Raw genomic sequence first — 20,683 nt, 5'->3', positions numbered from 1 at the left:
TAACAATCAGTCGCGGGCTTTGCCAAGTTGATACGCCAAGTGCGCCTTGACTGTGGGCCACTCGCTGGCAATGATGCTGAACACCACGGTGTCGCGCAGCGTGCCGTTGGGCGAGACCTGGTGGTTGCGCAGCACGCCGTCTTGCTTGGCACCGAGCCGCGCAATGGCCGTCCGGCTGTCGAAATTGAACCGGTGGGTGCGAAATTCCACCGCAATGCAGTTCAGCTTTTCAAAGGCGTGTTTCAGCAAAAGCAGCTTGGCCTCGGTGTTCAGTCCGGTTCGCTGGACGCTTTTGCTGTACCAGGTATGGCCAATTTCCAGCCGACGGTTTTTTGCATCAACGTTGAAAAAACGGGTGGAGCCGACAATTTTTCCGTCGGATTTGCGGCGCACGACGAACGGCATGGCACCCGAGTCATCGCGCATGCGCAGGGCGTCGTGCATGTAGCTGATCACGGCGTCCGGGCTGGCAATGGCGGTGTACCAGAGCTTCCAGAGCTCGCCGTCCCTGGCGGCCTCCAGCAGTTCGGCCTCATGCCGGCTTTCCAGTGGCTCCAGGATCACCCACTGGCGTCCTGTCAGGGTGACGGGTTCAATGAATCGCATCGGATACGCTTTCTGTCCACAACACTGGCGGTTTCATGCTGGAGCGTTTACGGTTAACGGTTGTTGCGCTGCATGAACACTAGCTTTTCAAACAGGGTCACGTCTTGTTCGTTTTTAAGCAGCGCGCCCAGAAGCGGCGGCACGACAACCTTCTGGTCACTGCTTTGCAGCGCTTCAATCGAAATGTCTTCGGCCACCAGCAGCTTGAGCCAGTCAAGCAGTTCGCTGGTAGAGGGTTTCTTTTTCAGGCCGGGCAGGTTGCGAACGTCGTAGAACGTTTTCATGGCGGCGGCCAGCAGTTCCTTCTTGAGCGTCGGGAAATGCACGTCCACGATTTGCTTCATGGTGTCCGCGTCAGGGAACTTGATGTAGTGGAAAAAGCAGCGGCGCAAAAAAGCGTCGGGCAGTTCCTTTTCGTTGTTGGAGGTAATGAACACCAGCGGCCGATGCTTGGCCTTGATCAGCTCACGCGTCTCGTAGACGTAGAACTCCATCCGGTCGATTTCGCGCAGCAAATCGTTCGGAAACTCGATGTCGGCCTTGTCGATTTCGTCAATCAGCAGCGCGACCGGCTGGTCGGCGGTAAACGCCTGCCACAGCACGCCCTTGACGATGTAGTTGTGAATGTCCTTGACCTTTTCATCGCCCAGTTGCGAGTCCCGCAAACGCGACACCGCATCGTATTCATACAGGCCTTGCTGGGCTTTTGTGGTCGATTTGATGTGCCACTGCAGCAGCGGAAGGTTCAGCGCCTGGGCCACTTCCTCGGCCAGCATGGTTTTGCCGGTGCCAGGCTCGCCCTTCACCAGCAGGGGTCTTGTCAAGGTCGAGGCGGCATTGACCGCCAGCATCAGGTCTGGCGTGGCAACGTAGTTTTTTGAGCCTTGAAATTTCATGGTTTTTGAAATGGACGTATTGATATAAAAGGGGTGCTAGGTGAAATTAAGTACGGCAGCCTTTGTTTTGGAAGGCGCAGATATAATCCGCCGTTGTTTTAACGATGACTTCTCACCTGATTGTGCGCGCAAAATGAATAAGCTGTTCACCTCGATATTTGCTCTGGCCCTCTCATCCTTGACGGCTGCAAGCCTTGCCCAGGAGATCAAGGGCGACGCCAAGGCCGGAGAAACCAAGAATGCCATGTGCATCGGTTGCCACGGCATCAAGGGCTATCAGTCGTCTTTCCCCGAGGTGTACAAGGTGCCGATGATTTCTGGCCAGAGCGCCGGCTATATCTCGTCGGCGTTGCATGAATACAAAAAAGGCGCACGCAAATACCCCACGATGCGCGGCATTGCAGAGACGCTCAGCGATCAGGACATCGCTGACCTGGCCGCTTATTACAGTACGCATGGCGTGGTTGCCGGCGCAGAGCTTCCTGCCAAACCGGCCAAAGAGCCTAGCGTTGAAGTCCAGGCTTTGCTCAACAAAGCCAATTGCGCCTCTTGCCACGGTGCCAATTTCAGCAAGCCCATTGACCCCAGCTACCCCAAGATTGCCGGCCAGCATGCCGACTATCTGTACGTAGCACTCAAGGCCTACAAGGCTGACAACGGCAATAACCCCAATGCAAAAGTCGGTCGCTCGCACCCCATCATGGGCGGCATGGCCAAGCAGTACAGCAATGCAGAACTCAAGGCCATGTCCAATTACCTCTCCTCCGTCGAGGGTGAGCTGAAGGTGGTTCCCGAGAGCCGTTTTCGCTAAGTAGACAAACGCTTCAAGACGAAAAAAGCCGCTGGAAAAGCGGCTTTTTTGCGTCTAGATGGGCCGACCGGCGCTGGCTTGCTCAGCGGTCAATCGCGCGTGGCGTGACGCTGGACGCACTCGATATACGCAGCACCGTCAGGCGGGCGGCCTGAACGCTGGCTTTCCCAGACCATGCTGCCCAGGCATTCCATGGTTTCATGGTGTGCCGCATGCAGCGAGTCGCGCCGGGCGACCAGCAACTCGACGGCCTGGCGAATGCCGCGCGGCTGGTCAATCGAGCACTGCTCGCTGATTGACAGGTGCATCGACAAATGCAAAAAGGGATTGGTTTTGCCGCCTTCCACGTCATACATTTTCTCCAGCGCCGCGTCGGCGTCTTTAAAGTCGGCATGGTATTCGGGATGCTCGTCCATCCACTGGCTTGCTATGGTTTCTATAGCTTCCAGCGGTTGAGGGGTGAGCGCTTTGGCATAAACGGAGCAAAAAAACCGGCGAACATCAGCTTGAGAGGGCGTAAACATGGCCAGAGCGTAGCACGCACACATTTCCCGTTGCCGCCATGATGAATCATTTTTCTGCCCCAGGCGAATAGGGCTTATCAGTTGGGTTTCAGCTGCGTTGCAGGCTGAGTCTTTCAGAAATGCGCCGTGCTGTTTCCAGCAGTGCGGGCAGCATGGTTTCCTGCATGACCTTGGCGCTGGTGCGGTTGGCCTGGCCGCTGATATTGAGCGCTGCCACCGTCTGGCCAGTCCGGTCGGTGATCGCTGCGGCCATCGACACCAGGCCCTCTTCGAGTTCCTGGCTGACCATCGACCAGCCCTGCCTGCGCACCTGCGCGATTTTGGCCGCCAACTCATCCGGGTCGGTGACTGTATAGCGGGTGCGCGGGCTGCGTTCTGATGCCTGCAGCACCGCCATCATCTGATCCGGCGGCAAGGCCGACAGCAGCATGCGGCCCATCGAGGTGGAGTAAGCCGGCAGCCGCGAACCGACGCCCAGGCTGATGCTCATGATCTTGTGGGTTGACACGCGCATGACATAAACAATGTCGGTGCCGTCCAGCACCGCCGCCGAACACGATTCCCTGACCTGACCGGCCAGCGTTTCCATCAGCGGCTCGGCCAGGTTCCAGATGGGCAGCGACGACAGGTAGGCAAACCCCAGGTCCAGGATGCGCGCCGTCAGACGGAACAGTTTGCCGTCACTTTCCACATACCCCAGCGTTTGCAATGTCAGCAGGATGCGCCGTGCGCCGGCGCGCGTCAGGCCGGTGCGCCCGGCCACTTCGGACAGCGTTTGACGGGGCGACTGTGCACTGAAGGAACGAATTACCTCCAGGCCGCGCGCAAAAGACTGCACATAGCTGTCGCCGGGTGCGGGTGACGTGCGCTTTGTCGCGGACGAGATATCCGTGCTGGCAAAGGGTGGGGTTTTGGTGGTTGCCATGACAGTTTAAATCTCCTAGAATTCATTATACGAACAGTTGTTCTTATTGCGAACAAATAAAATCAAGGTCTGGTGGGTCGTTTCATGGCGTTTGCCATGGCGTTGCCAGATATTCCTGAATCCTGGAGACCCCTGAATGATCAACAAGATTGCCCGGTCGGTGGCCGATGCGCTGGCCGATGTCAAGGACGGCTCGACGGTATTGATTGGCGGCTTCGGCACCGCCGGCAACCCGACCGAGCTGATTGACGGCCTGATTGCGCAGGGGGCGAAAGACCTGACCGTCGTCAACAACAACGCCGGCAATGGCCAAGCCGGTCTGGCGGCCCTGCTCAAGACCGGCCATGTGCGCAAGATCATCTGCAGCTTTCCGCGCCAAGCCGACAGCCAGGTGTTCGATGGCCTGTACCGCAGCGGCCGCATCGAGTTAGAGCTGGTGGCGCAAGGCAATCTGGCCGAACGCATCCGTGCGGCAGGGGCCGGCATTGGCGCGTTTTTCTGCCCGACCGGCTACGGCACCGAACTGGCCAAGGGCAAGGAAACGCGCGAGATCAACGGCAAGCACTACGTGCTCGAATACCCGATTTATGGCGACGTGGCGCTGATCAAAGCCGAACAGGGCGACCGCTGGGGCAACCTGACCTACCGCATGTCGGCGCGCAATTTCGGGCCGGTGATGGCGATGGCGTCGCGTTACACGGTCGCCACCGTACATGAGATTGTGGAACTGGGCGCGCTCGACCCCGAAGCCATCGTGACGCCGGGCATCCACGTTCGCCAGGTGGTGCGCATCGCGCGTGTCGCCACCCAGGCCGGCGGGATCAAAAATAATGCCAAATTGGCCTCTGGCGCATAAGGAATGGGTATGACAAGCTATCAAAAAAGAAGCAAAAATGAACTGGCTAAACGCGTGGCGCAGGACATTCCTGACGGCGCTTATGTCAATCTCGGCATCGGCATGCCGACGCTGGTGGCCAACCACATTCCCGCTGGGCGCGAAGTCATCCTTCAAAGCGAAAACGGCATTCTCGGCATGGGCCCGGCACCGGCTGCAGGCGATGAAGACTACGACCTCATCAACGCTGGCAAGCAGCCGGTCACGCTGCTGCCGGGCGGCGCTTATTTCCACCATGCCGACAGCTTTGCGATGATGCGCGGCGGCCACCTCGACATCTGCGTGCTGGGGGCGTTTCAGGTATCCAGCACAGGCGACCTGGCCAACTGGAGCACCGGCGAGCCCGGCGCGATTCCGGCTGTCGGCGGTGCGATGGACCTGGCCATTGGTGCCCGGCAAACCTGGGTGATGATGGATTTGATGACGAAGCAAGGCGAAAGCAAGGTGGTGGCGCAGTGCAGCTATCCGCTGACCGGTATTGGCTGCGTCAAGCGAATCTACACCGAACTGGCGACGCTGCAATGCACGCCGCAGGGCTTGACGCTGATCGACAAGGTCGATGGACTGGCGCATGCCGAGCTTGAAAAGCTGGTAGGACTGCCAATCCTCCCAATGGCCAATTAAATCCGAAATTTTGCATTGAACTGACAGCCTGACATCCCAAGAAAGAGACTCACCCATGACCACCAAACAAGCCTTCATCTGCGACGCCATCCGCACGCCTTTCGGCCGCTACGGCGGCGCCCTGAGCAGCATCCGCACCGACGATTTAGGCGCGATTCCCATTCGGGCATTGATGGCGCGTAACCCGAACGTCGACTGGCAAGCGGTGACCGACGTGATCTACGGCTGCGCCAACCAGGCCGGTGAAGACAACCGCAACGTTGCCCATATGGCCAGCCTGCTGGCCGGCTTGCCGATTGAAGTGCCGGGCGCGACCCTGAACCGCCTGTGCGGCTCGGGGCTGGACGCCGTGGGCACGGCCGCGCGCGCCATCAAGGCCGGCGAAGCGGGCTTGATGATTGCCGGCGGCGTCGAAAGCATGAGCCGCGCACCCTTCGTCATGCCCAAGGCTGAAAGCGCTTTTTCCCGCATCAATACCGTGTATGACACGACCATTGGCTGGCGTTTCATCAACAAGCTGATGAAGGCGCAATACGGCGTCGATTCCATGCCTGAAACCGCCGAGAACGTCGCCACCGACTTCGGCATTGAACGCGAAGCCCAGGACCGCATGGCCATGAACAGCCAGCTCCGGGCCGTGGCCGCGCAAAAAGCCGGCCACCTGGCGCGCGAAATCGTGCCGGTGAGCGTGGCGCAGCGAAAGGGCGACCCGGTCATCGTCAGCCAGGACGAGCATCCGCGTGAAACCAGCCTCGAAGCGTTGACGAAACTCAAGGGGATCGTGCGTCCCGACGGCAGCGTGACCGCCGGCAATGCGTCGGGCGTGAACGATGGCGCTTGCGCCTTGCTGCTGGCCGATGAAGCCAGCGCCGCCAAAAACGGCCTGGTGCCGCGTGCCCGTGTGGTCGGTATGGCGACAGCCGGCGTGGCCCCGCGCATCATGGGCTTTGGGCCAACGCCCGCCACGCTGAAGGTGCTGGCGCTGACCGGATTGACCATTGACCAGATGGATGTGATTGAGCTCAACGAAGCCTTTGCCGCACAGGGCCTGGCCGTGCTGCGTGCGCTGGGCCTGCAAGACGACGACGCCCGCGTCAACGCCTGGGGTGGCGCGATTGCGCTGGGCCATCCGCTGGGCGCCAGCGGCGCGCGCCTGGCCACCACCGCCGTCAACCGGCTGCACGCCACGGGCGGACGCTACGCGCTGTGCACCATGTGCATCGGCGTGGGGCAAGGCATTGCCGTCATTCTGGAAAGAGTCTGAACGCTTCAGTGCCTAAAAAATCAGTATTTTGCTACTGAATCAGTAGCTGTCAGCGCCCGTGCAGCATGCGCAAGAGGCCTGTTTGATGCAAAAAATGGACAAAAGCAGCGCCTGACATGCCGCCGTGGCGCTACTAACGGCGCTGCGCCGCCTCAGACGCGCCAGGCGGGCAGCGCCCAGTTGCGCCACAGCGCCATCAGGCGCAGCCCGGCCGTCACGCTGACGCAGACCACCAGCGCCAGCCAGCCCGGCGCGTCCAGCAGCCCCAGACCCACATACACCCAGCCGCCGGCAAATGCGCAAACGGCATAAGGCCGGTGGTCCCGAAAGGCCGTCGGCACTTCATTGCAGACCATGTCGCGCAGCACGCCGCCGAACACGCCGGTGATCAAGCCCATCAGCACCGCCACCAGCATCGGCATTTGCGCATCCAGCGCCAAATGAACGCCGGTCGCCGTGAACAGGCCCAGCCCCAGCGCGTCAGGCCACTGGATGGCCTTTTCGGTCACCTCGAAATGGTGTTCGCGCAGAAACAGCATCGCCAGCACGCACAGCGCCATCACGCCCCAGAGCAGCTCGACATGCGCGACCCAGAAAAAAGGCCGCTGGTCGAGCAGCAGGTCGCGCAGCGTGCCGCCGCCAAACGCTGTCAAAAAACCCACCACGCACACGCCGACCGCATCGAGCTTTTTGCGCGCCGCCTCCAGCACGCCCGACACGGCAAAAGCGGCCGTGCCGGCCAGCTCGACCAGCAGGCGCAGCGTTTCTCCCCAGGATTGAATGTTGACCAGCATGCCCGTATTGTCGTGCGCCCGGCGCTGGCCACAGCGCAGGTAACATGGCGCACTTTGTTGTCGCCACGCCCGCTTTGTCGCCCGGTGCGGGCCAGAAAGACCTGCCGCCGTGGACTTCCCGCTGATCACCGACCCTTACTTTTACGCCGTCGCCATTCCGGCCGTGCTGCTGCTGGGCATCAGCAAAAGCGGCTTTGGGGCGGGCTTTGGCTCACTCGCCGTGCCGATGATGGCGCTGGCCGTCAGCGTGCCGCAGGCCGCCGCCATCCTGATGCCGCTGCTGCTGCTGATGGACTTGCTCGGCATCGCTGCATTCCGCAAGGACTTTGACTACCCGTTTTTGAAATTCCTGGTGCCCTTTGGCCTGGTCGGAACGGTGGTGGGCGCGCTGCTGTTCAGGGTGCTCGATGCGCACACGGTGGCGGCCATCGTGGGTGGTTTCACGCTGCTGTTTCTGGCGCAGCGCCTGCTGTTTCCGCCCCGTCCTGACAGCCCGCCGCCGCCCAAATGGCTGGGTGCGCTGCTGACCATCACGTCGGGTTTCACCAGTTTTGTCGCGCATGCGGGCGGCCCGCCGATCAGCGCCTACGTCATTCCGCTGCGCCTGAGCCCGGTCAAGTTCACCGCCACCATGGCGTTTTTCTTTTTTGTCATCAACCTGTCCAAGTGGATTCCCTACGCCTGGCTGGGCCTGCTGGACTGGCGAAACATGGCGACCTCGCTGGTGCTGCTGCCGCTGGCACCGATTGGCGTGTGGATCGGCGTGCGCATGGCCCGCACCATCAGCCCGCTCTGGTTTTACCGGATTTTGTACGGCGGCATGTTTCTGACAGGCGTCAAGCTGCTGTGGGACGGGTTGGCTTGATTGCTATTGATTAAATAGCTGCTTGCGCCCACCCGTATTGCGCAAGCGGCCTGTTTCATCACTATTTCAGCCTTGCGCGTCCTGCGCTGGCTGCCCGAGCTGCTCGCGCTCCAGCTTCATCTGCGCTTCGAGCTGCATCCGTCCCTGTTTAGCCACGGCGATGAACTTTTCTCGGTTGTTGCGGTGCGGGTACATCTGCTCGAACAGCGCCAGGTTGTGCTGGCGAAAGCGTTCGGCGGCTTGCTGCGCGGCCGGGGCCGGCTGGCCTAGCAGTTCGAGCACGGTGCGGGCGCTGCGCAGGCTGGAGTCGAACAGTTCGCGCTCGACGCGCATCACGCCCCGGTCGCGCAGCGCGTTCCAGTGCGACACATCCCGGGCACGGGCGACGATCTGCAGCTGTGGAAAGTTCTCCTTGACCATGTCGACGATTTTCAGCGACTGCTCCACGTCATCGACCGACAGCACCAGAATTTTGGCCTGGGCCGCGCCCGCCGTGCGCAGCAGGTCCAGCCGGGTGGCATCGCCATAGAACACGCGGTAGCCGAACGTGCGAATGGTCTCGATCATGTCGGCGTCATGGTCCAGCACGGTGGCCGAAATACCCTGCGCCAGCAGCAGGCGGCCGACGATCTGGCCGTAGCGGCCAAAGCCGGCAATGATGACCGGCGCTTCTTGCGGCTCGGAGATTTCTTCCATCATGGAGGGCTTGCCCTGGGCGTAACGCGGCAACAGCCACTTGTCGATGGCGACCAGCAGCAGCGGGCTGATGAGCATGGACAGCGCCACCGCGCCGATCAGCAGCGACGCGGTTTCGGCTGAAAACACCTGCGCGCCAGCCGCCGCCTGAAACACCACAAACGCAAATTCGCCGCCTTGCGCCAGCAGCAGCGCAAACACCGGCCGCTCTTGATACGGCAGCTTCATCGCCGCCGCCAGTCCGTAGATGGCGAGCAATTTCAGGCCCAGGAAGCCGGCCAAAATGGCCAGCATCTGGCCCGGAAATTTCCACAGCACGCCAAAGTCGATGCTCATGCCGACAGCAATGAAAAACAGGCCCAGCAGCAAGGCCTTGAACGGCTCAATATCGGTTTCCAGCTCGCGCCGGTATTCGCTTTCGGCCAGCAGCACGCCGGCCAGAAAAGCGCCGAGCGCCATCGACAGGCCAACCAGCTGCATCAGCGCCGCAATGCCGACCACCAGCAGCAGCGAAGCGGCGGTAAAGATTTCGGGCGTGCCACTGTTGGCAATCCAGCGCAGCACGGGGCGCAGCAGCAGCCGGCCACCCAGAATGATCCCGGCAATGACAGCTATGATTTTTATAGCTTCCAGCGCCCGTTCGGTATGCACAACAGCTTCATTTGATCCATTTATGGTGGCCAAGAGCGGCATCAGCGCCAAAATCGGGATAGCCGCCACGTCCTGAAACAGCAGGATCGAAAAACCGGCTTGGCCGCTGGAGGTGCGCATCAGGTTGCGTTCATGAATCGACTGCAGCGCAATCGCCGTGGACGACAGCGCCAGCCCCAAACCGGCCACCAGCGCGGTTTGCCACGCAATGCCAAACGCCATTGCGGTGCCGGTCAGCAGCGCTGCGCAGCTCAGCAACTGGGCAGTGCCCCAGCCAAAGATGGGGCGGCGCAGGCTCCACAGCCGCTTGGGCTCCAGTTCCATGCCGATCAGAAAAAGCATCAGCACCACGCCAAATTCAGCAAAATGAAGGATGTCCTGCACGTTGGTGACCAGCCCAAGTCCCCACGGGCCGATGGCAATGCCGGCGGCGAGGTAGCCGATGATCGAGCCCAAACCGAGCTTTTTGGCCAGCGGCACGGCCACCACGGCGGCGGACAGGTAAATGAAGCTGTTGATCAGCCAGGCGGGTGCGTGGTTCATGCTGGGCTGACGGACGCAGTGGTGTGGTCAACGCGCCGGGGCTGTGAACAGGTTTTTTGGGGTGCGTGCATCGGGTAACGATAGCGGAAAAGTCGGATGCCATTTGCACTTGGCAAGACTTTGACCGGCGGTGTTTTTGTATCAAGGCTGTCGCCCAACCGACAGCCCGCTTGTTTTTAATGTTTGGCACCGGGCTACAGTGGCTTGATGAAAACCTTCCAAACCCTGTCTGATCTGGCGGCCTGCACCGGCCAGGAAGTCGCTGTCAGCGACTGGCTCACCATCACGCAGCAACAGGTCAACCTGTTTGCCGACGCCACCGGCGACCACCAGTGGATTCATATTGATACGGAAAAAGCGGCTGCCGGGCCGTTTGGCGGAACCATTGCGCACGGCTTTTTTACGCTGTCGCTGCTGCCGAAGTTTTTTGAATCGTCATTCGAGGTCATCGAATCGCGCATGGGCGTGAATTACGGCCTGAACAAAGTGCGTTTCATGGCACCGGTGCCGGTCGGCAGCCGTTTGCGCGCCCGGATGACGCTGCTGAGTGCCGAGCCGATTGCCGGCAACGGCCTGCAGATGGCTTGGGAAGTCACGGTAGAGCGCGAAGGCGAGGCCAAGCCGGTGTGCGTGGCCGAGTCGCTGGTGCGGCGCTACCCGTGAAGCGCCCGGGCTGATTCAGCCGGGCTGGGCGGCGCTGGCAAAACCATTTTGCCGCCAGGCCTCAAACACGGTCACGGCGACGCTGTTGGACAAATTCAGGCTGCGCTGGCCGGGCAGCATTGGCACTTTCAGGCGTTGGCCGGCACCAAACGCTTCGCGCACTTCGGGTGCCAGCCCTTTGGTTTCAGAGCCAAACACCAGCCAGTCGCCGGGTAAAAAATGCGCCTCGTACATGCTGGAGGCACCCTGCGTGGTCAGGGCAAACAAGCGGTCAGCGGGCGGCTGCTGGCTTTGCAAAAAAGCCGGCCAGCTGGCATGGCGCAGCACCTGGGCGTACTCGTGGTAATCGAGTCCGGCGCGCCGCATGTGTTTGTCGTCCATTGAAAAGCCGAGCGGCTCGACCAGATGCAGCCGGCAGCCGGTGTTGGCCGCCAGACGGATCACGTTGCCGGTATTGGGCGGAATTTCGGGCTCGACAAGGACGATATTGAACATGGACGGCAGGTGTTGGGGAAGGGCAGCGCCGCGTTTTTTCAGCGTGCCGCAACAGGAAATGAAGCGGCGATTCTAGGCGGGCGGGGTGCGCGCCAGCACCACGGCGGTGATGTGCGCCGCGCCGGCATCCCGCAAGACCTGCGCCGCCGCAAACAGGGACGCGCCGCTGGTCATCACGTCATCGACCAGCACCACGCGCCGACCGGCCAGCCCGCGCGCCCGCAAAGGGTCGACCTGGAAGGCACCTTTGACATTGGCCAGGCGGGCTTCGCGCTTGAGCTGGCTTTGCGGGCGCGTGTGTTTGACGCGCAGCAGCATGGCAGCATCGACCTGGCCACGGGTTGGCGACTGGCGGGCGAGGGCGCTGGCCAGTTCCCAGGCCTGGTTGAAACCACGCGTTTGCAGCCGTTCGCTGGACAGCGGCAGGGCGATGAGCCAGTCTTGCGCAGTCAATTCGCTAATTGCCTGCGCCACACCGGGCGCACGCAGCATCAGGCCGGCGAAAAAACCGGCCCAGCCGTGCTGTTCACCAAACTTGTAACGCGTGATCAAGGCCGACCAGGGATAGGCGTAGGGCACGGCGGCCAGCGTTTGGTCGAGTGGCGGGTGCTGGCGCAGGCAGGCGGCGCAAAGGCGGGGTGCTGTGTGCAGACCCGGTGACAGGTCAACCGGCAGCAGCAGCGCGCAACCGGTGCAGCGCGGTTGCCAGGCGGCAAAACGCGCCAGGCAGGGCGGGCAGACCTGTTCGGCGGGCCAGCTCCGGCACACGGCGCACTCGCTGGCAAAGCCGGGCAGCCGGGGCAGGAATTTACGAAGGTGCAGCGGGCGGTAAAACACCGTGTCAATATACTCGCCTGACTTTTGGCAACCATTTCTTTTCATGACCACCACTTCGCGTCCGCCCACGCTCGATCCGCAAGCCGTCAGCCGCTGGCAGCGCATGGCGCCCCTGTCTTCGCCGTGGCTGCATGAAGAAGTGGCGCGCCGCATGCAAGACCGGCTGCAGTGGATCAAGCTCAAGCCGCAAGCCTGGGCGCACTGGGGCGCTTTGCGCGGCGGCATGCAGGCGCATGCCGAACTGGCTAAAACTTATCCTGATTCAGCCTGTTTTGTGGCTGAAGTGCAATCTGAACGTGCGCAAGAAGCTACTAAAAATATAGCAAAACCGTGGTGGAACCCCAGTCAGTGGCTGGCCGCGCCCACCCGCTTTGAAATGCCGCCGCCCGGCAGCGTGGACATGTTGTGGGCCAACATGGCGCTGCATGAGTCCGCCGATCCTCAGTCGCTGCTGGCCCAGTGGCACCAGGCGCTCAAAGTCGATGGTTTTCTGATGTTTTCCTGTTTGGGTCCCGATACAGCGCGCGAATTGCGGGCGCTGTATGCGCGCCTGGGCTGGCCGCCGGCAGGCCACGAGCTGACCGACATGCACGACTGGGGCGACATGCTGGTGCAAACCGGCTTTGCCGAGCCGGTGATGGACATGGAGCGCATCACGCTGACCTACGAGACGCCGGCGCGTCTGTTGCAGGAGCTGGCCGAGCTGGGCCGCAACTTTCATCCGGCGCGTTTTCCCGGCTTGCGCGGCAAAGCCTGGAAGGCGCAGCTGGAGCAGGCGCTGGCGGCAGAGCTGACGGGCAGCGATGGTCGGCTTTCGCTGACGTTTGAAGTTATTTATGGCCATGCGCTCAAAGCCAAGCCGAAATTCAAGGTCAGTCCGCACAGCGCGGTGTCGGTGGAGGACATGCGCCAGATGCTGCAGGCCAGTGCGGGCCCTTCTTCCCGCTGAGGCTGCAGTGGCTATATATGAATTGAAAGGCCCAGTTTAAGCACGCTTTTTAGGGGTAACCCGGCAAGGCTTGCGTTGCCCGCGCTTTGAATTTATAGTCATTTTTCGAATTCAGCGCTGCTGCCTCGTTGCGCCTTTTTCAGCGTCTTTCTGCCTTTTGCAGCTTCTTTTTTCACGGCCACACTGCATGGCGTTTATTTAAAGGTCGTCACGTGCTGCAACCCCCGCCTGCATTTCGTTTTGCCACACTGCCCGTACAAGGCACTTCTGCACAAGAAGCGGCCGTGCTTTGGCTGCTTAAACGCCATTGTTCGCTGTCGCCGGCGCAATTGGGCTGGTTTTACCTGTCCTTGTGCCTTGTTTCAATCAGCATTGCCACATTTTTCTGGGCGCAGGGCGCGGCCATGGTGATGACTTTTGCCTTGCTGGAATTGCTGGCGGTGGGCGCGGCTTTCCTGCTGTATTCGCGGCATGCGGGCGATGCGGAGAAAATTTTCCTGCAAGGCGGGCAACTGGTCATTGAGCTGGAAACTGCAGGGCGCACCGAGCGGGCCGAGTTCAATCGCGAATGGGTGCGGGTCGAGCCCAAACATGGCGATGGTTCGCTGATTGAGGTGTCTGGGCAGGGCCGGTCAGTGCGGGTAGGGCGCCATATGCGGCCCGAATTGAGGCCACTTTTGGCCCGGGAAATACGACTTGCGTTGCGTGCATGCTGAGTAAGAAGCGATATATCGGTACTGCATTTCCGATTTCGGAACTTTGACCTCCCTCAAACTTTATAATGGCGGGTTAATTCAATCGGTAATTGAAGCAGAAAAAAGAGTGATCACGATGAACCTGAGCAATACCATGAGCAAAATGACACGGCTTGGCTTCCAGCATGCAGGCGCACTGGGTGTTTCCGCAGCAGCCTGGATTAGCACTGCCGCCTATGCTGTCAACGACCTGCCCGGCGGCCCGGCCGTCAACCAGCTCAACTTGCATCCCGCAGCCACCCGCATTGCCGAAGAACAGCAATGGCTGCATTGGTTCATGATGGCGATTTGCCTCGTGATCTTCGTGGCCGTGTTCGGGGTGATGTTTTACTCCATCCTGAAACACCGCAAGTCGGTGGGCCACAAGGCCGCCAACTTCCACGAGTCAGCCGCTGTGGAAATTGCCTGGACCATCATTCCCTTCCTGATCGTCATCGGTATGGCGCTTCCTGCCACCAAAGTGCTGGTTGCCCAGAAAGATACCACGGGCGCAGACCTGACCATCAAGGCCACAGGTATCCAGTGGAAATGGGGTTATGACTACATCAAGGGCGAGGGCGAAGGCATCGGTTTTGTCTCTACGCTCGACAACGACCAGCGTGTCATGTCCAACAACGGCGGCCCCAAAGCCGGTGAAGTTGCCCCAGACAATTACCTGCTCAAGGTCGACAACCCGCTGGTGGTTCCGGTCAACAAAAAAATTCGTATCATCACCACCGCCAACGACGTGATTCACGCGTTTGCTGTGCCAGCTTTCGGCATCAAGCAAGATGCGATTCCCGGATTTGTGCGCGACACCTGGTTTCGGGCTGAAAAAGTGGGCGATTTCTACGGCCAATGCCAGGAACTCTGCGGCAAGGAGCATGCCTACATGCCGATCCATGTGAAAGTGGTTTCTGCCCAGGAATACACCGCATGGGTTGCCCTCAAGGCCAAGGAAGCCGCTGCTAAAGCCGATGATCCTGCAAAAGTCTGGACTTTGGTTGATCTGAAAGCTCGTGGCGAGAAGGTCTATGGCGCCAACTGCGCCGCCTGCCACCAAGCCAACGGCAAAGGTGCAGGCCCGATCAAGCCGCTGGACGGCTCGGCCATCGTGCTGGATGCAGACCACAACAAGCAAATCCAGATTCTTCTGAATGGTGCCGCTGGCGGTGCCATGCCGTCGTGGAAAGCCTTGAGCGACACCGATCTGGCTGCCGTTGCGACTTATACCAAGAACAACTGGTCCAACCAGACCGGTCAGATTGTTCAACCCGCTGAAGTTTTGGCTGCACGCAAGTAAGCCCGCCCCGACACCGTTAATACCCGCTGCCGACCCGATTCGTCGTCAGCCCCAAAGATAAAGCTACAGGCCCAAGCCACCAAAGGAAGCCAAGATGAGTGCAGTTCTAGACCATCCCGATCATGCGCATGACGACCATGACCACCATGCAGTCCCGACAGGCTGGCGTCGCTGGATGTTGGCCACCAACCACAAGGACATCGGTACGCTGTATTTGCTGTTCAGCTTCACGATGTTGATGGTGGGCGGCGTGATGGCGCTGTTGATTCGCGCCGAGTTGTTCCAGCCGGGTCTGCAGCTCGTCAACCCGGAACTGTTCAACCAGCTCACCACCATGCACGGTCTGATCATGGTGTTCGGCGCCATCATGCCGGCCTTTGTCGGGTTTGCTAACTGGATGATTCCGCTGCAAATCGGCGCTTCTGACATGGCGTTTGCGCGCATGAACAACTTCAGCTTCTGGCTGATGATTCCGGCCGCGCTGATGCTGACCACTTCCTTCCTTTTGCCGGGCGGTGCCATGGCCGGCGGCTGGACTATGTATGCACCGCTGTCATTGCAAATGGGCCCGGCTATGGATGCTGGTATCTTTGCGATTCACCTGCTGGGTGCTTCGTCGATCATGGGTTCGATCAACATCATCGTGACCATCCTGAACATGCGCGCCCCTGGCATGACCTTGATGAAAATGCCGATGTTTTGCTGGACTTGGCTGATCACTGCTTATTTGCTGATCGCCGTGATGCCTGTATTGGCCGGCGCGATCACCATGACGCTGACAGACCGTCATTTCGGCACCAGTTTCTTTAACCCAGGCGGCGGCGGCGACCCGGTGATGTTCCAGCACATCTTCTGGTTCTTCGGTCACCCTGAGGTGTACATCATGATCTTGCCTGCCTTCGGCATCATCAGCCAGATCATTCCGGCTTTTGCACGCAAGCGTCTGTTTGGCTACGCTTCCATGGTGTATGCGACAGGCTCTATTGCCATCCTGAGCTTCGTGGTTTGGGCGCACCACATGTTCACCACCGGCATGCCAGTCACGGGCCAGCTGTTCTTCATGTATTCCACCATGTTGATCGCCGTGCCCACGGGCGTGAAAGTGTTTAACTGGATCGCCACGATGTGGCGCGGTTCCATGACCTTTGAAACCCCGATGCTGTTTGCCGTAGGTTTCATCTTCGTGTTCACCATCGGCGGCCTGACCGGCGTGATTTTGGCAGTAGCACCGATTGACATTCAGTTGCAGGACACCTATTACGTGGTCGCCCACTTCCACTATGTGCTGGTGGCCGGGTCGCTCTACGCCATGTTCGCCGGTTATTACTACTGGAGCCCCAAGTGGACAGGTGTGATGTACAGCGAGCGCCGTGGTCAGATCCATTTCTGGTGGTCGCTGATTTCGTTCAACGTTACGTTCTTCCCGATGCACTTCCTGGGCTTGGCCGGTATGCCGCGCCGCTATGCCGACTATCCGATGCAGTTTGCTGACTTCAATGCCATTGCCAGCGTCGGTGCGTTCTTCTTCGGTTTTGCCCAGGTTTACTTCTTCTTCTTCGTCGTGTTGCCCGCTATGCGCGGCAAGGGCGTGCCCGCCAAGCAAAATCCGTGGCTCGATGAAGGCGGCAAGGGCGCTGAGGGCCTCGAATGGGAAGTCCCATCGCCTGCACCGTTTCACACCTTTGAGACGCCACCGAAGCTGGATGCCACGGCAACCCGCATCATTGGTTGAACGCCATGACGACTCCTGTGAAATCTGAACTGAAGAAAAACAATCTTCGCCTGGCATTGATCCTGGCGTCGGTTGTGGTTGTCTTCTTTGTGGGCTTCATCGCCAAGATGGTTTTTCTGGGCCGCTAAGCCCATAAGACTTCAAAACCTGGCAACCAAACCGATGATCAAGCGCGAAAACTTCAACATGCTGGGCAAGCTGGGCGTGATTGTTCTTGCCATGTTTGGCTTTGGCTACGCGCTGGTGCCCATCTACAGAGCCATCTGTGAAATGACCGGCATCAATGTGCTGGCGCTGGGTGACAGGCAGATTCCAGGGGCGACGGCAAAACTGCCGCCCAACACGCAAGTTGATCTTACGCGCACCATCACGGTCGAGTTTGACGCCAACTCACGCGGCCCGTGGCATTTCAAGCCCGAAAAAAGCTCTGTGCAGGTGCACCCGGGAGAATTGACAACCGTCATGTACGAATTCCAGAACGTGCAGAACCGAACCATGTCCGCGCAGGCTATTCCCAGCTATGCGCCAGCGCAGGCCGGCCCGCACTTCAACAAGCTGGAATGTTTTTGCTTTAGCCAGTACACCCTGGCACCGGGTGAGAAAAAGCAGTGGCCAGTGGCCTTTGTGATTGATCCGAAGTTGTCTGGCGATGTGAAAACCATCACGCTGTCGTACACCTTTTTTGAGGTGGGCGGCAAGACGCCTGCTGCGCCGGACACGTCAAAAGCTGCTGCACAAACTGTAGTTCCACTCAGTGCAGCAGGTGCTTGAGTATGGTTGAAAAGTCTTCTGCAAAATCACGCAAAAAAACTTCGCTCTGGAGAACCGTCAAGGCAGTTTCCTGGTCGTTTGTAGGGTTGCGTGCACGGGGTGATTTTGAGGAAGATATCAAGAATTTAAGTCCTCTTCACATCATTGCTGTGGGGTTGATCGGGATTTTTGTATTTGTAGCCGTTTTGATACTGCTGGTGAACTGGGCGGTTGCGCGCTAGTCACTACGGTTAAATTAAAAGATCAGTGAAAATTCGAGAGAAAAACAGGAGTCGAGCGATGTCAGCAGCAACCCACGGGGCAACCCCCTACTATTTTGTACCCGGACCTTCCAGGCATCCGATCATGGCCGCTATCGGCCTGTTTTTTGTAATTCTGGGTGCCAGCCAGTGGATCAATGGTGCCAGTTGGGGTGCCTGGTCGCTGGCCTTTGGCATGCTTTTCTGGCTGGGCACACTGTTCCAGTGGTTCCGGGACTCGATTGCTGAAAGTGAAGGGGGCTTGTACAGCCATCGAATCGATCTTTCGTATCGCTGGAGCATGAGTTGGTTCATTTTTTCCGAAGTGATGTTTTTTGGCGCATTTTTCACCGCCTTGTGGTGGGCGCGCGCGCATTCGGTGCCCGCACTGGGCAGTCTGGACAATGCCTTGCTTTGGCCTGACTTCAAGGCTGTCTGGCCTAGCCTGGCTGCCGGCGTGACCGCCTCGCCCGCCGATATCGTAGAGCCGTTCACGACCATGACACCGTTCTGGTTGCCGACGATCAACACAGCTTTGTTGCTCAGCTCTGGCGTGACCTTGACGATTGCCCACCATGCGTTGCTTGAGAATCACCGTGGCCGCACCATTGCCTTCATGTGGATGACGGTCTTGCTGGGAACGGTGTTTCTGGGGGTTCAGGGCTACGAGTATTTCCATGCCTACTCTGAACTCAACCTGAAAATGAGCTCGGGTGTGTATGGCTCTACCTTCTACATGCTGACGGGTTTCCACGGATTTCACGTGCTGGTCGGTATGCTGATGCTGCTGTTCATCACGCTGCGCCTGCAAAAGGGACATTTCACAGCCGACAAGCATTTTGGCTTTGAAGGTGCGGCTTGGTACTGGCACTTCGTGGACGTGGTGTGGCTGGGCCTTTACGTCGTTGTTTACTGGCTCTAAGGCGGCGAGTCGCCTGAGGCTGACCGATCTGCCTTTGAGGCAGTTCAACATTAAGGCCGCTTGACGCGGCCTTTTTTATTCATCGTCTCAATTACATTCCGGACGGAATGCCTGTCGGTTGTATATAACCCATCTTCCACGCAATCAAAATGCAGACAAACAGCAAAATCGAAAAACCGACACGGAATGCCAGTGCGCGCGCCATGTTGCTGGTTTTGCGTTTGCCATTGGCACCGTCTTTCATCATGAAAAAAAGAGCGGAGCCCAAACCGGCCAGGATGGCGATGAATGCCAGTGCAACAAGATATGTCATGCAGCGGATTATCGGCGCATGACTGATGTCTTGCGTTCACGCCGTTTCTGGTTGGTGACGCTGGCGGCCGTGCTCGTGGCCGCATTGACTTTTTCGCTGGGCCAGTGGCAATTGCGCCGCGCTGCACAAAAAGAAGGCATACAGACTGCCATTGATGCAAAGAATATGCTTCCTGCGCTCGATGGGCGGGCGCTTAGTGCTACTAAAAATATAGCGGATGAGGTCTACAGAAAAGTGGCGCTGCAAGGCGTCTGGCAATCTGCGCACACGGTTTACCTTGACAACCGGCCGATGAGCGGGAAAACCGGCTTCTGGGTGATGACGCCGCTGGCGTTGCAGGATACGGGCCAGGTGATTTTGGTGCAGCGTGGCTGGGTGGCGCGCAATTTTTCTGACCGCACCCGCTTGCCCGAAGTCACCACACCGACCGGACGGGTCACGGTCGAAGGCCGGATTGCCCCGCCTCCGTCCAAGCTCTATGAGTTCAAGGGGGCGGATACAGGCTCAATCCGGCAAAATCTGGACTTGGCCGCTTTCAGCCTTGAAACCGGTTTACCGTTGCTGGAGGTTTCGCTGCTGCAAACCGGCGCGCCGAGCGAAGGCTTGACGCGCGAATGGACTGCTCCCAACCTGGGCGTGGACAAGCATTATGGCTATGCCTTTCAATGGTTTGGCTTGTTCGCCCTGGTGGTGGGCCTGTATGTCTGGTTTCAGATAATTCTTCCTTTTCGTGCGGCCTTGCATAACCAAGACCGCGACTAACTGCCCCTAGTATTGTGAAAAACGACTCTTCCGAATCCTCCCCCATTCGCACCGGCGCTGCAGCCCACGATCATCCACTGGGCTTGACAGTCCATGCCATGCCTTCGCTGAATACACCCGGGCCGCGTCCGGCTGATACCCGCGCCGGTCGCTGGAAAATGATTTTTGTGTTGCTGGTGTGCGCCAGCCCGGTGGTTGCGTCCTATTTCGCCTATTACGTGATCCGGCCTGAGGGTCGGCGCAACTTTGGTGAGCTGATTGATCCGCAGCGTCCCTTGCCCGCAGTGGCCACGCAAACGCTCAATGGCAAGGCCGGACAACTGACGGCGCTGAAAGACCAGTGGCTGCTGCTGAGCGTGGCAGGCGGCAACTGTGACGTTCGCTGTGAGCAAAACCTGTATTTCCAGCGTCAGCTGCGTGAATCGCTGGGAAGGGAAAAAGAACGCCTGGACCGCGTCTGGCTGATCAACGACCAGGCGCCAGTGCGCGAAGTCTTGTTGCCCGCACTGGCTTCTGCTACCGTGTTGCGCGTCGCACCTGGCGATGTGACGCAATGGTTGGAGCCGACGACCGGCAAGCGCTTGCAAGACCATATTTTTCTGGTTGATCCGCGCGGCAACCTGATGATGCGTTTTCCCGCTGACATGGATGCGGACGCTGCCGCCAAGGCCAAGCGCGACCTGGACCGCCTGCTGCGCGCTTCCAGCAGTTGGGACAAGGAAGGCCGGTAGATGGCCCGCATGCTCCCCACTTCGTGTGGTTTGCTGCCCCCCGAGGGGGTTGCTGCGCCTGCGGCCCGGCGAAGCCGGTTCCCCGGCCCCTGCTCGCGTGCAACCTTGTTGTGCCTGGCGATGTGCAGCGTTGGGGCT

The 20,683-nt window shown here is 59.4% G+C and carries 25 protein-coding genes; 16 read left to right on the top strand and 9 right to left on the bottom strand.

Annotation, left to right across the window (positions count from 1 at the left end; all coding sequences use genetic code 11):
• Window positions 1-6: 6 nt before the first annotated feature.
• Both RCH06_RS09990 and RCH06_RS09985 read right to left on the bottom strand, forming a co-directional pair.
• Window positions 7-606, bottom strand: a complete 600-nt coding sequence (locus RCH06_RS09990; RefSeq protein WP_327081310.1) for a GNAT family N-acetyltransferase — start codon at window positions 604-606, stop codon at window positions 7-9.
• Between the two features lie 53 nt (window positions 607-659).
• Entirely contained in the window at window positions 660-1,502 is an 843-nt protein-coding gene (locus tag RCH06_RS09985) for an AAA family ATPase (RefSeq protein WP_327081309.1), read from the bottom strand.
• A 133-nt stretch (window positions 1,503-1,635) separates the two neighbouring features.
• Here RCH06_RS09985 and RCH06_RS09980 point away from each other — a divergent pair, with 133 nt between their 5' ends.
• The gene (locus tag RCH06_RS09980; RefSeq protein ID WP_327081308.1) at window positions 1,636-2,313 is read left to right on the top strand and encodes a c-type cytochrome; all 678 of its coding nucleotides are present in this window, start codon (window positions 1,636-1,638) and stop codon (window positions 2,311-2,313) included.
• Window positions 2,314-2,402: 89 nt separating this feature from the next.
• On the opposite strand, the gene RCH06_RS09975 is transcribed toward RCH06_RS09980, so the two are convergent.
• Window positions 2,403-2,837, bottom strand: coding sequence for a DUF1841 family protein (locus tag RCH06_RS09975; RefSeq protein ID WP_327081307.1), 435 nt, complete (start codon window positions 2,835-2,837; stop codon window positions 2,403-2,405).
• Window positions 2,838-2,925: 88 nt separating this feature from the next.
• Window positions 2,926-3,762, bottom strand: a complete 837-nt coding sequence (locus RCH06_RS09970; RefSeq protein ID WP_327081306.1) for an IclR family transcriptional regulator domain-containing protein — start codon at window positions 3,760-3,762, stop codon at window positions 2,926-2,928.
• A gap of 136 nt (window positions 3,763-3,898) precedes the next feature.
• Here RCH06_RS09970 and RCH06_RS09965 point away from each other — a divergent pair, with 136 nt between their 5' ends.
• Genes RCH06_RS09965 through pcaF form a run of 3 tightly spaced genes read left to right on the top strand, consistent with a single transcriptional unit; the run spans window position 3,899 to window position 6,545 of the window.
• Window positions 3,899-4,618, top strand: coding sequence for a 3-oxoacid CoA-transferase subunit A (locus RCH06_RS09965; RefSeq protein WP_327081305.1), 720 nt, complete (start codon window positions 3,899-3,901; stop codon window positions 4,616-4,618).
• A 9-nt stretch (window positions 4,619-4,627) separates the two neighbouring features.
• On the top strand, window positions 4,628-5,281 hold the full coding sequence (locus tag RCH06_RS09960; protein WP_327081304.1) for a 3-oxoacid CoA-transferase subunit B: 654 nt from the start codon (window positions 4,628-4,630) through the stop codon (window positions 5,279-5,281).
• Window positions 5,282-5,336: 55 nt separating this feature from the next.
• Complete coding sequence (pcaF, locus tag RCH06_RS09955) at window positions 5,337-6,545, top strand: 3-oxoadipyl-CoA thiolase (protein ID WP_327081303.1); 1,209 nt, start codon at window positions 5,337-5,339, stop codon at window positions 6,543-6,545.
• Between the two features lie 152 nt (window positions 6,546-6,697).
• Here pcaF and RCH06_RS09950 read toward each other — a convergent pair whose 3' ends face one another.
• Complete coding sequence (locus RCH06_RS09950; RefSeq protein WP_327081302.1) at window positions 6,698-7,339, bottom strand: trimeric intracellular cation channel family protein; 642 nt, start codon at window positions 7,337-7,339, stop codon at window positions 6,698-6,700.
• A gap of 109 nt (window positions 7,340-7,448) precedes the next feature.
• Between RCH06_RS09950 and RCH06_RS09945 the strand changes: the two genes are divergently transcribed.
• Entirely contained in the window at window positions 7,449-8,204 is a 756-nt protein-coding gene (locus RCH06_RS09945; protein ID WP_327081301.1) for a sulfite exporter TauE/SafE family protein, read from the top strand.
• 66 nt (window positions 8,205-8,270) lie between these two features.
• Here RCH06_RS09945 and kefC read toward each other — a convergent pair whose 3' ends face one another.
• Complete coding sequence (gene kefC / locus RCH06_RS09940) at window positions 8,271-10,094, bottom strand: glutathione-regulated potassium-efflux system protein KefC (protein ID WP_327081300.1); 1,824 nt, start codon at window positions 10,092-10,094, stop codon at window positions 8,271-8,273.
• A 207-nt stretch (window positions 10,095-10,301) separates the two neighbouring features.
• Between kefC and RCH06_RS09935 the strand changes: the two genes are divergently transcribed.
• A complete protein-coding gene (locus tag RCH06_RS09935) occupies window positions 10,302-10,757 on the top strand; it encodes a MaoC family dehydratase (RefSeq protein ID WP_327081299.1) in 456 nt (151 codons plus the stop codon).
• A gap of 15 nt (window positions 10,758-10,772) precedes the next feature.
• Here the strand turns inward: RCH06_RS09935 and trmL are convergent, their stop codons facing one another.
• Window positions 10,773-11,252 (bottom strand): tRNA (uridine(34)/cytosine(34)/5-carboxymethylaminomethyluridine(34)-2'-O)-methyltransferase TrmL, encoded by a 480-nt coding sequence (gene trmL, locus RCH06_RS09930; protein WP_327081298.1) that lies wholly within the window; start codon window positions 11,250-11,252, stop codon window positions 10,773-10,775.
• Window positions 11,253-11,324: 72 nt separating this feature from the next.
• The gene (locus RCH06_RS09925; RefSeq protein WP_327081297.1) at window positions 11,325-12,134 is read right to left on the bottom strand and encodes a ComF family protein; all 810 of its coding nucleotides are present in this window, start codon (window positions 12,132-12,134) and stop codon (window positions 11,325-11,327) included.
• Here RCH06_RS09925 and RCH06_RS09920 point away from each other — a divergent pair.
• The 8 genes from RCH06_RS09920 to RCH06_RS09885 all read left to right on the top strand — a co-directional run bounded on the left by RCH06_RS09920 (window position 12,133) and on the right by RCH06_RS09885 (window position 18,739).
• Window positions 12,133-13,038 (top strand): methyltransferase domain-containing protein, encoded by a 906-nt coding sequence (locus tag RCH06_RS09920; RefSeq protein WP_327081296.1) that lies wholly within the window; start codon window positions 12,133-12,135, stop codon window positions 13,036-13,038. The two genes, RCH06_RS09925 and RCH06_RS09920, sit on opposite strands and share 2 nt — an antisense overlap.
• A gap of 212 nt (window positions 13,039-13,250) precedes the next feature.
• A complete protein-coding gene (locus RCH06_RS09915) occupies window positions 13,251-13,754 on the top strand; it encodes a DUF2244 domain-containing protein (RefSeq protein WP_442799634.1) in 504 nt (167 codons plus the stop codon).
• A gap of 133 nt (window positions 13,755-13,887) precedes the next feature.
• A complete protein-coding gene (gene coxB / locus RCH06_RS09910; protein ID WP_327081295.1) occupies window positions 13,888-15,075 on the top strand; it encodes a cytochrome c oxidase subunit II in 1,188 nt (395 codons plus the stop codon).
• A 94-nt stretch (window positions 15,076-15,169) separates the two neighbouring features.
• Entirely contained in the window at window positions 15,170-16,807 is a 1,638-nt protein-coding gene (gene ctaD / locus RCH06_RS09905) for a cytochrome c oxidase subunit I (RefSeq protein WP_327081294.1), read from the top strand.
• Between the two features lie 5 nt (window positions 16,808-16,812).
• Window positions 16,813-16,935 (top strand): cytochrome oxidase small assembly protein, encoded by a 123-nt coding sequence (locus RCH06_RS09900; RefSeq protein ID WP_327081293.1) that lies wholly within the window; start codon window positions 16,813-16,815, stop codon window positions 16,933-16,935.
• A 34-nt stretch (window positions 16,936-16,969) separates the two neighbouring features.
• Complete coding sequence (locus RCH06_RS09895; RefSeq protein ID WP_327081292.1) at window positions 16,970-17,578, top strand: cytochrome c oxidase assembly protein; 609 nt, start codon at window positions 16,970-16,972, stop codon at window positions 17,576-17,578.
• 2 nt (window positions 17,579-17,580) lie between these two features.
• Window positions 17,581-17,799 (top strand): DUF2970 domain-containing protein, encoded by a 219-nt coding sequence (locus tag RCH06_RS09890; protein WP_327081291.1) that lies wholly within the window; start codon window positions 17,581-17,583, stop codon window positions 17,797-17,799.
• A 58-nt stretch (window positions 17,800-17,857) separates the two neighbouring features.
• Window positions 17,858-18,739, top strand: coding sequence for a cytochrome c oxidase subunit 3 (locus RCH06_RS09885; RefSeq protein ID WP_327081290.1), 882 nt, complete (start codon window positions 17,858-17,860; stop codon window positions 18,737-18,739).
• Window positions 18,740-18,830: 91 nt separating this feature from the next.
• Here the strand turns inward: RCH06_RS09885 and RCH06_RS09880 are convergent, their stop codons facing one another.
• The gene (locus RCH06_RS09880) at window positions 18,831-19,052 is read right to left on the bottom strand and encodes a twin transmembrane helix small protein (RefSeq protein WP_327081289.1); all 222 of its coding nucleotides are present in this window, start codon (window positions 19,050-19,052) and stop codon (window positions 18,831-18,833) included.
• Window positions 19,053-19,070: 18 nt separating this feature from the next.
• On the opposite strand from RCH06_RS09880, the gene RCH06_RS09875 reads away from it, so the two are divergent.
• A complete protein-coding gene (locus RCH06_RS09875) occupies window positions 19,071-19,814 on the top strand; it encodes an SURF1 family protein (protein ID WP_327081288.1) in 744 nt (247 codons plus the stop codon).
• A 98-nt stretch (window positions 19,815-19,912) separates the two neighbouring features.
• A complete protein-coding gene (locus tag RCH06_RS09870) occupies window positions 19,913-20,545 on the top strand; it encodes a hypothetical protein (protein WP_327081371.1) in 633 nt (210 codons plus the stop codon).
• Window positions 20,546-20,683 lie beyond the last annotated feature (138 nt).

It is taken from the genome of Polaromonas sp. CG_9.5 (assembly GCF_035984465.1).
GTDB lineage: Bacteria > Pseudomonadota > Gammaproteobacteria > Burkholderiales > Burkholderiaceae_C > Polaromonas.
The sequence above is the reverse complement of the archived record's forward strand: the minus strand, read 5'-3'. Positions and strand labels throughout refer to the sequence as shown.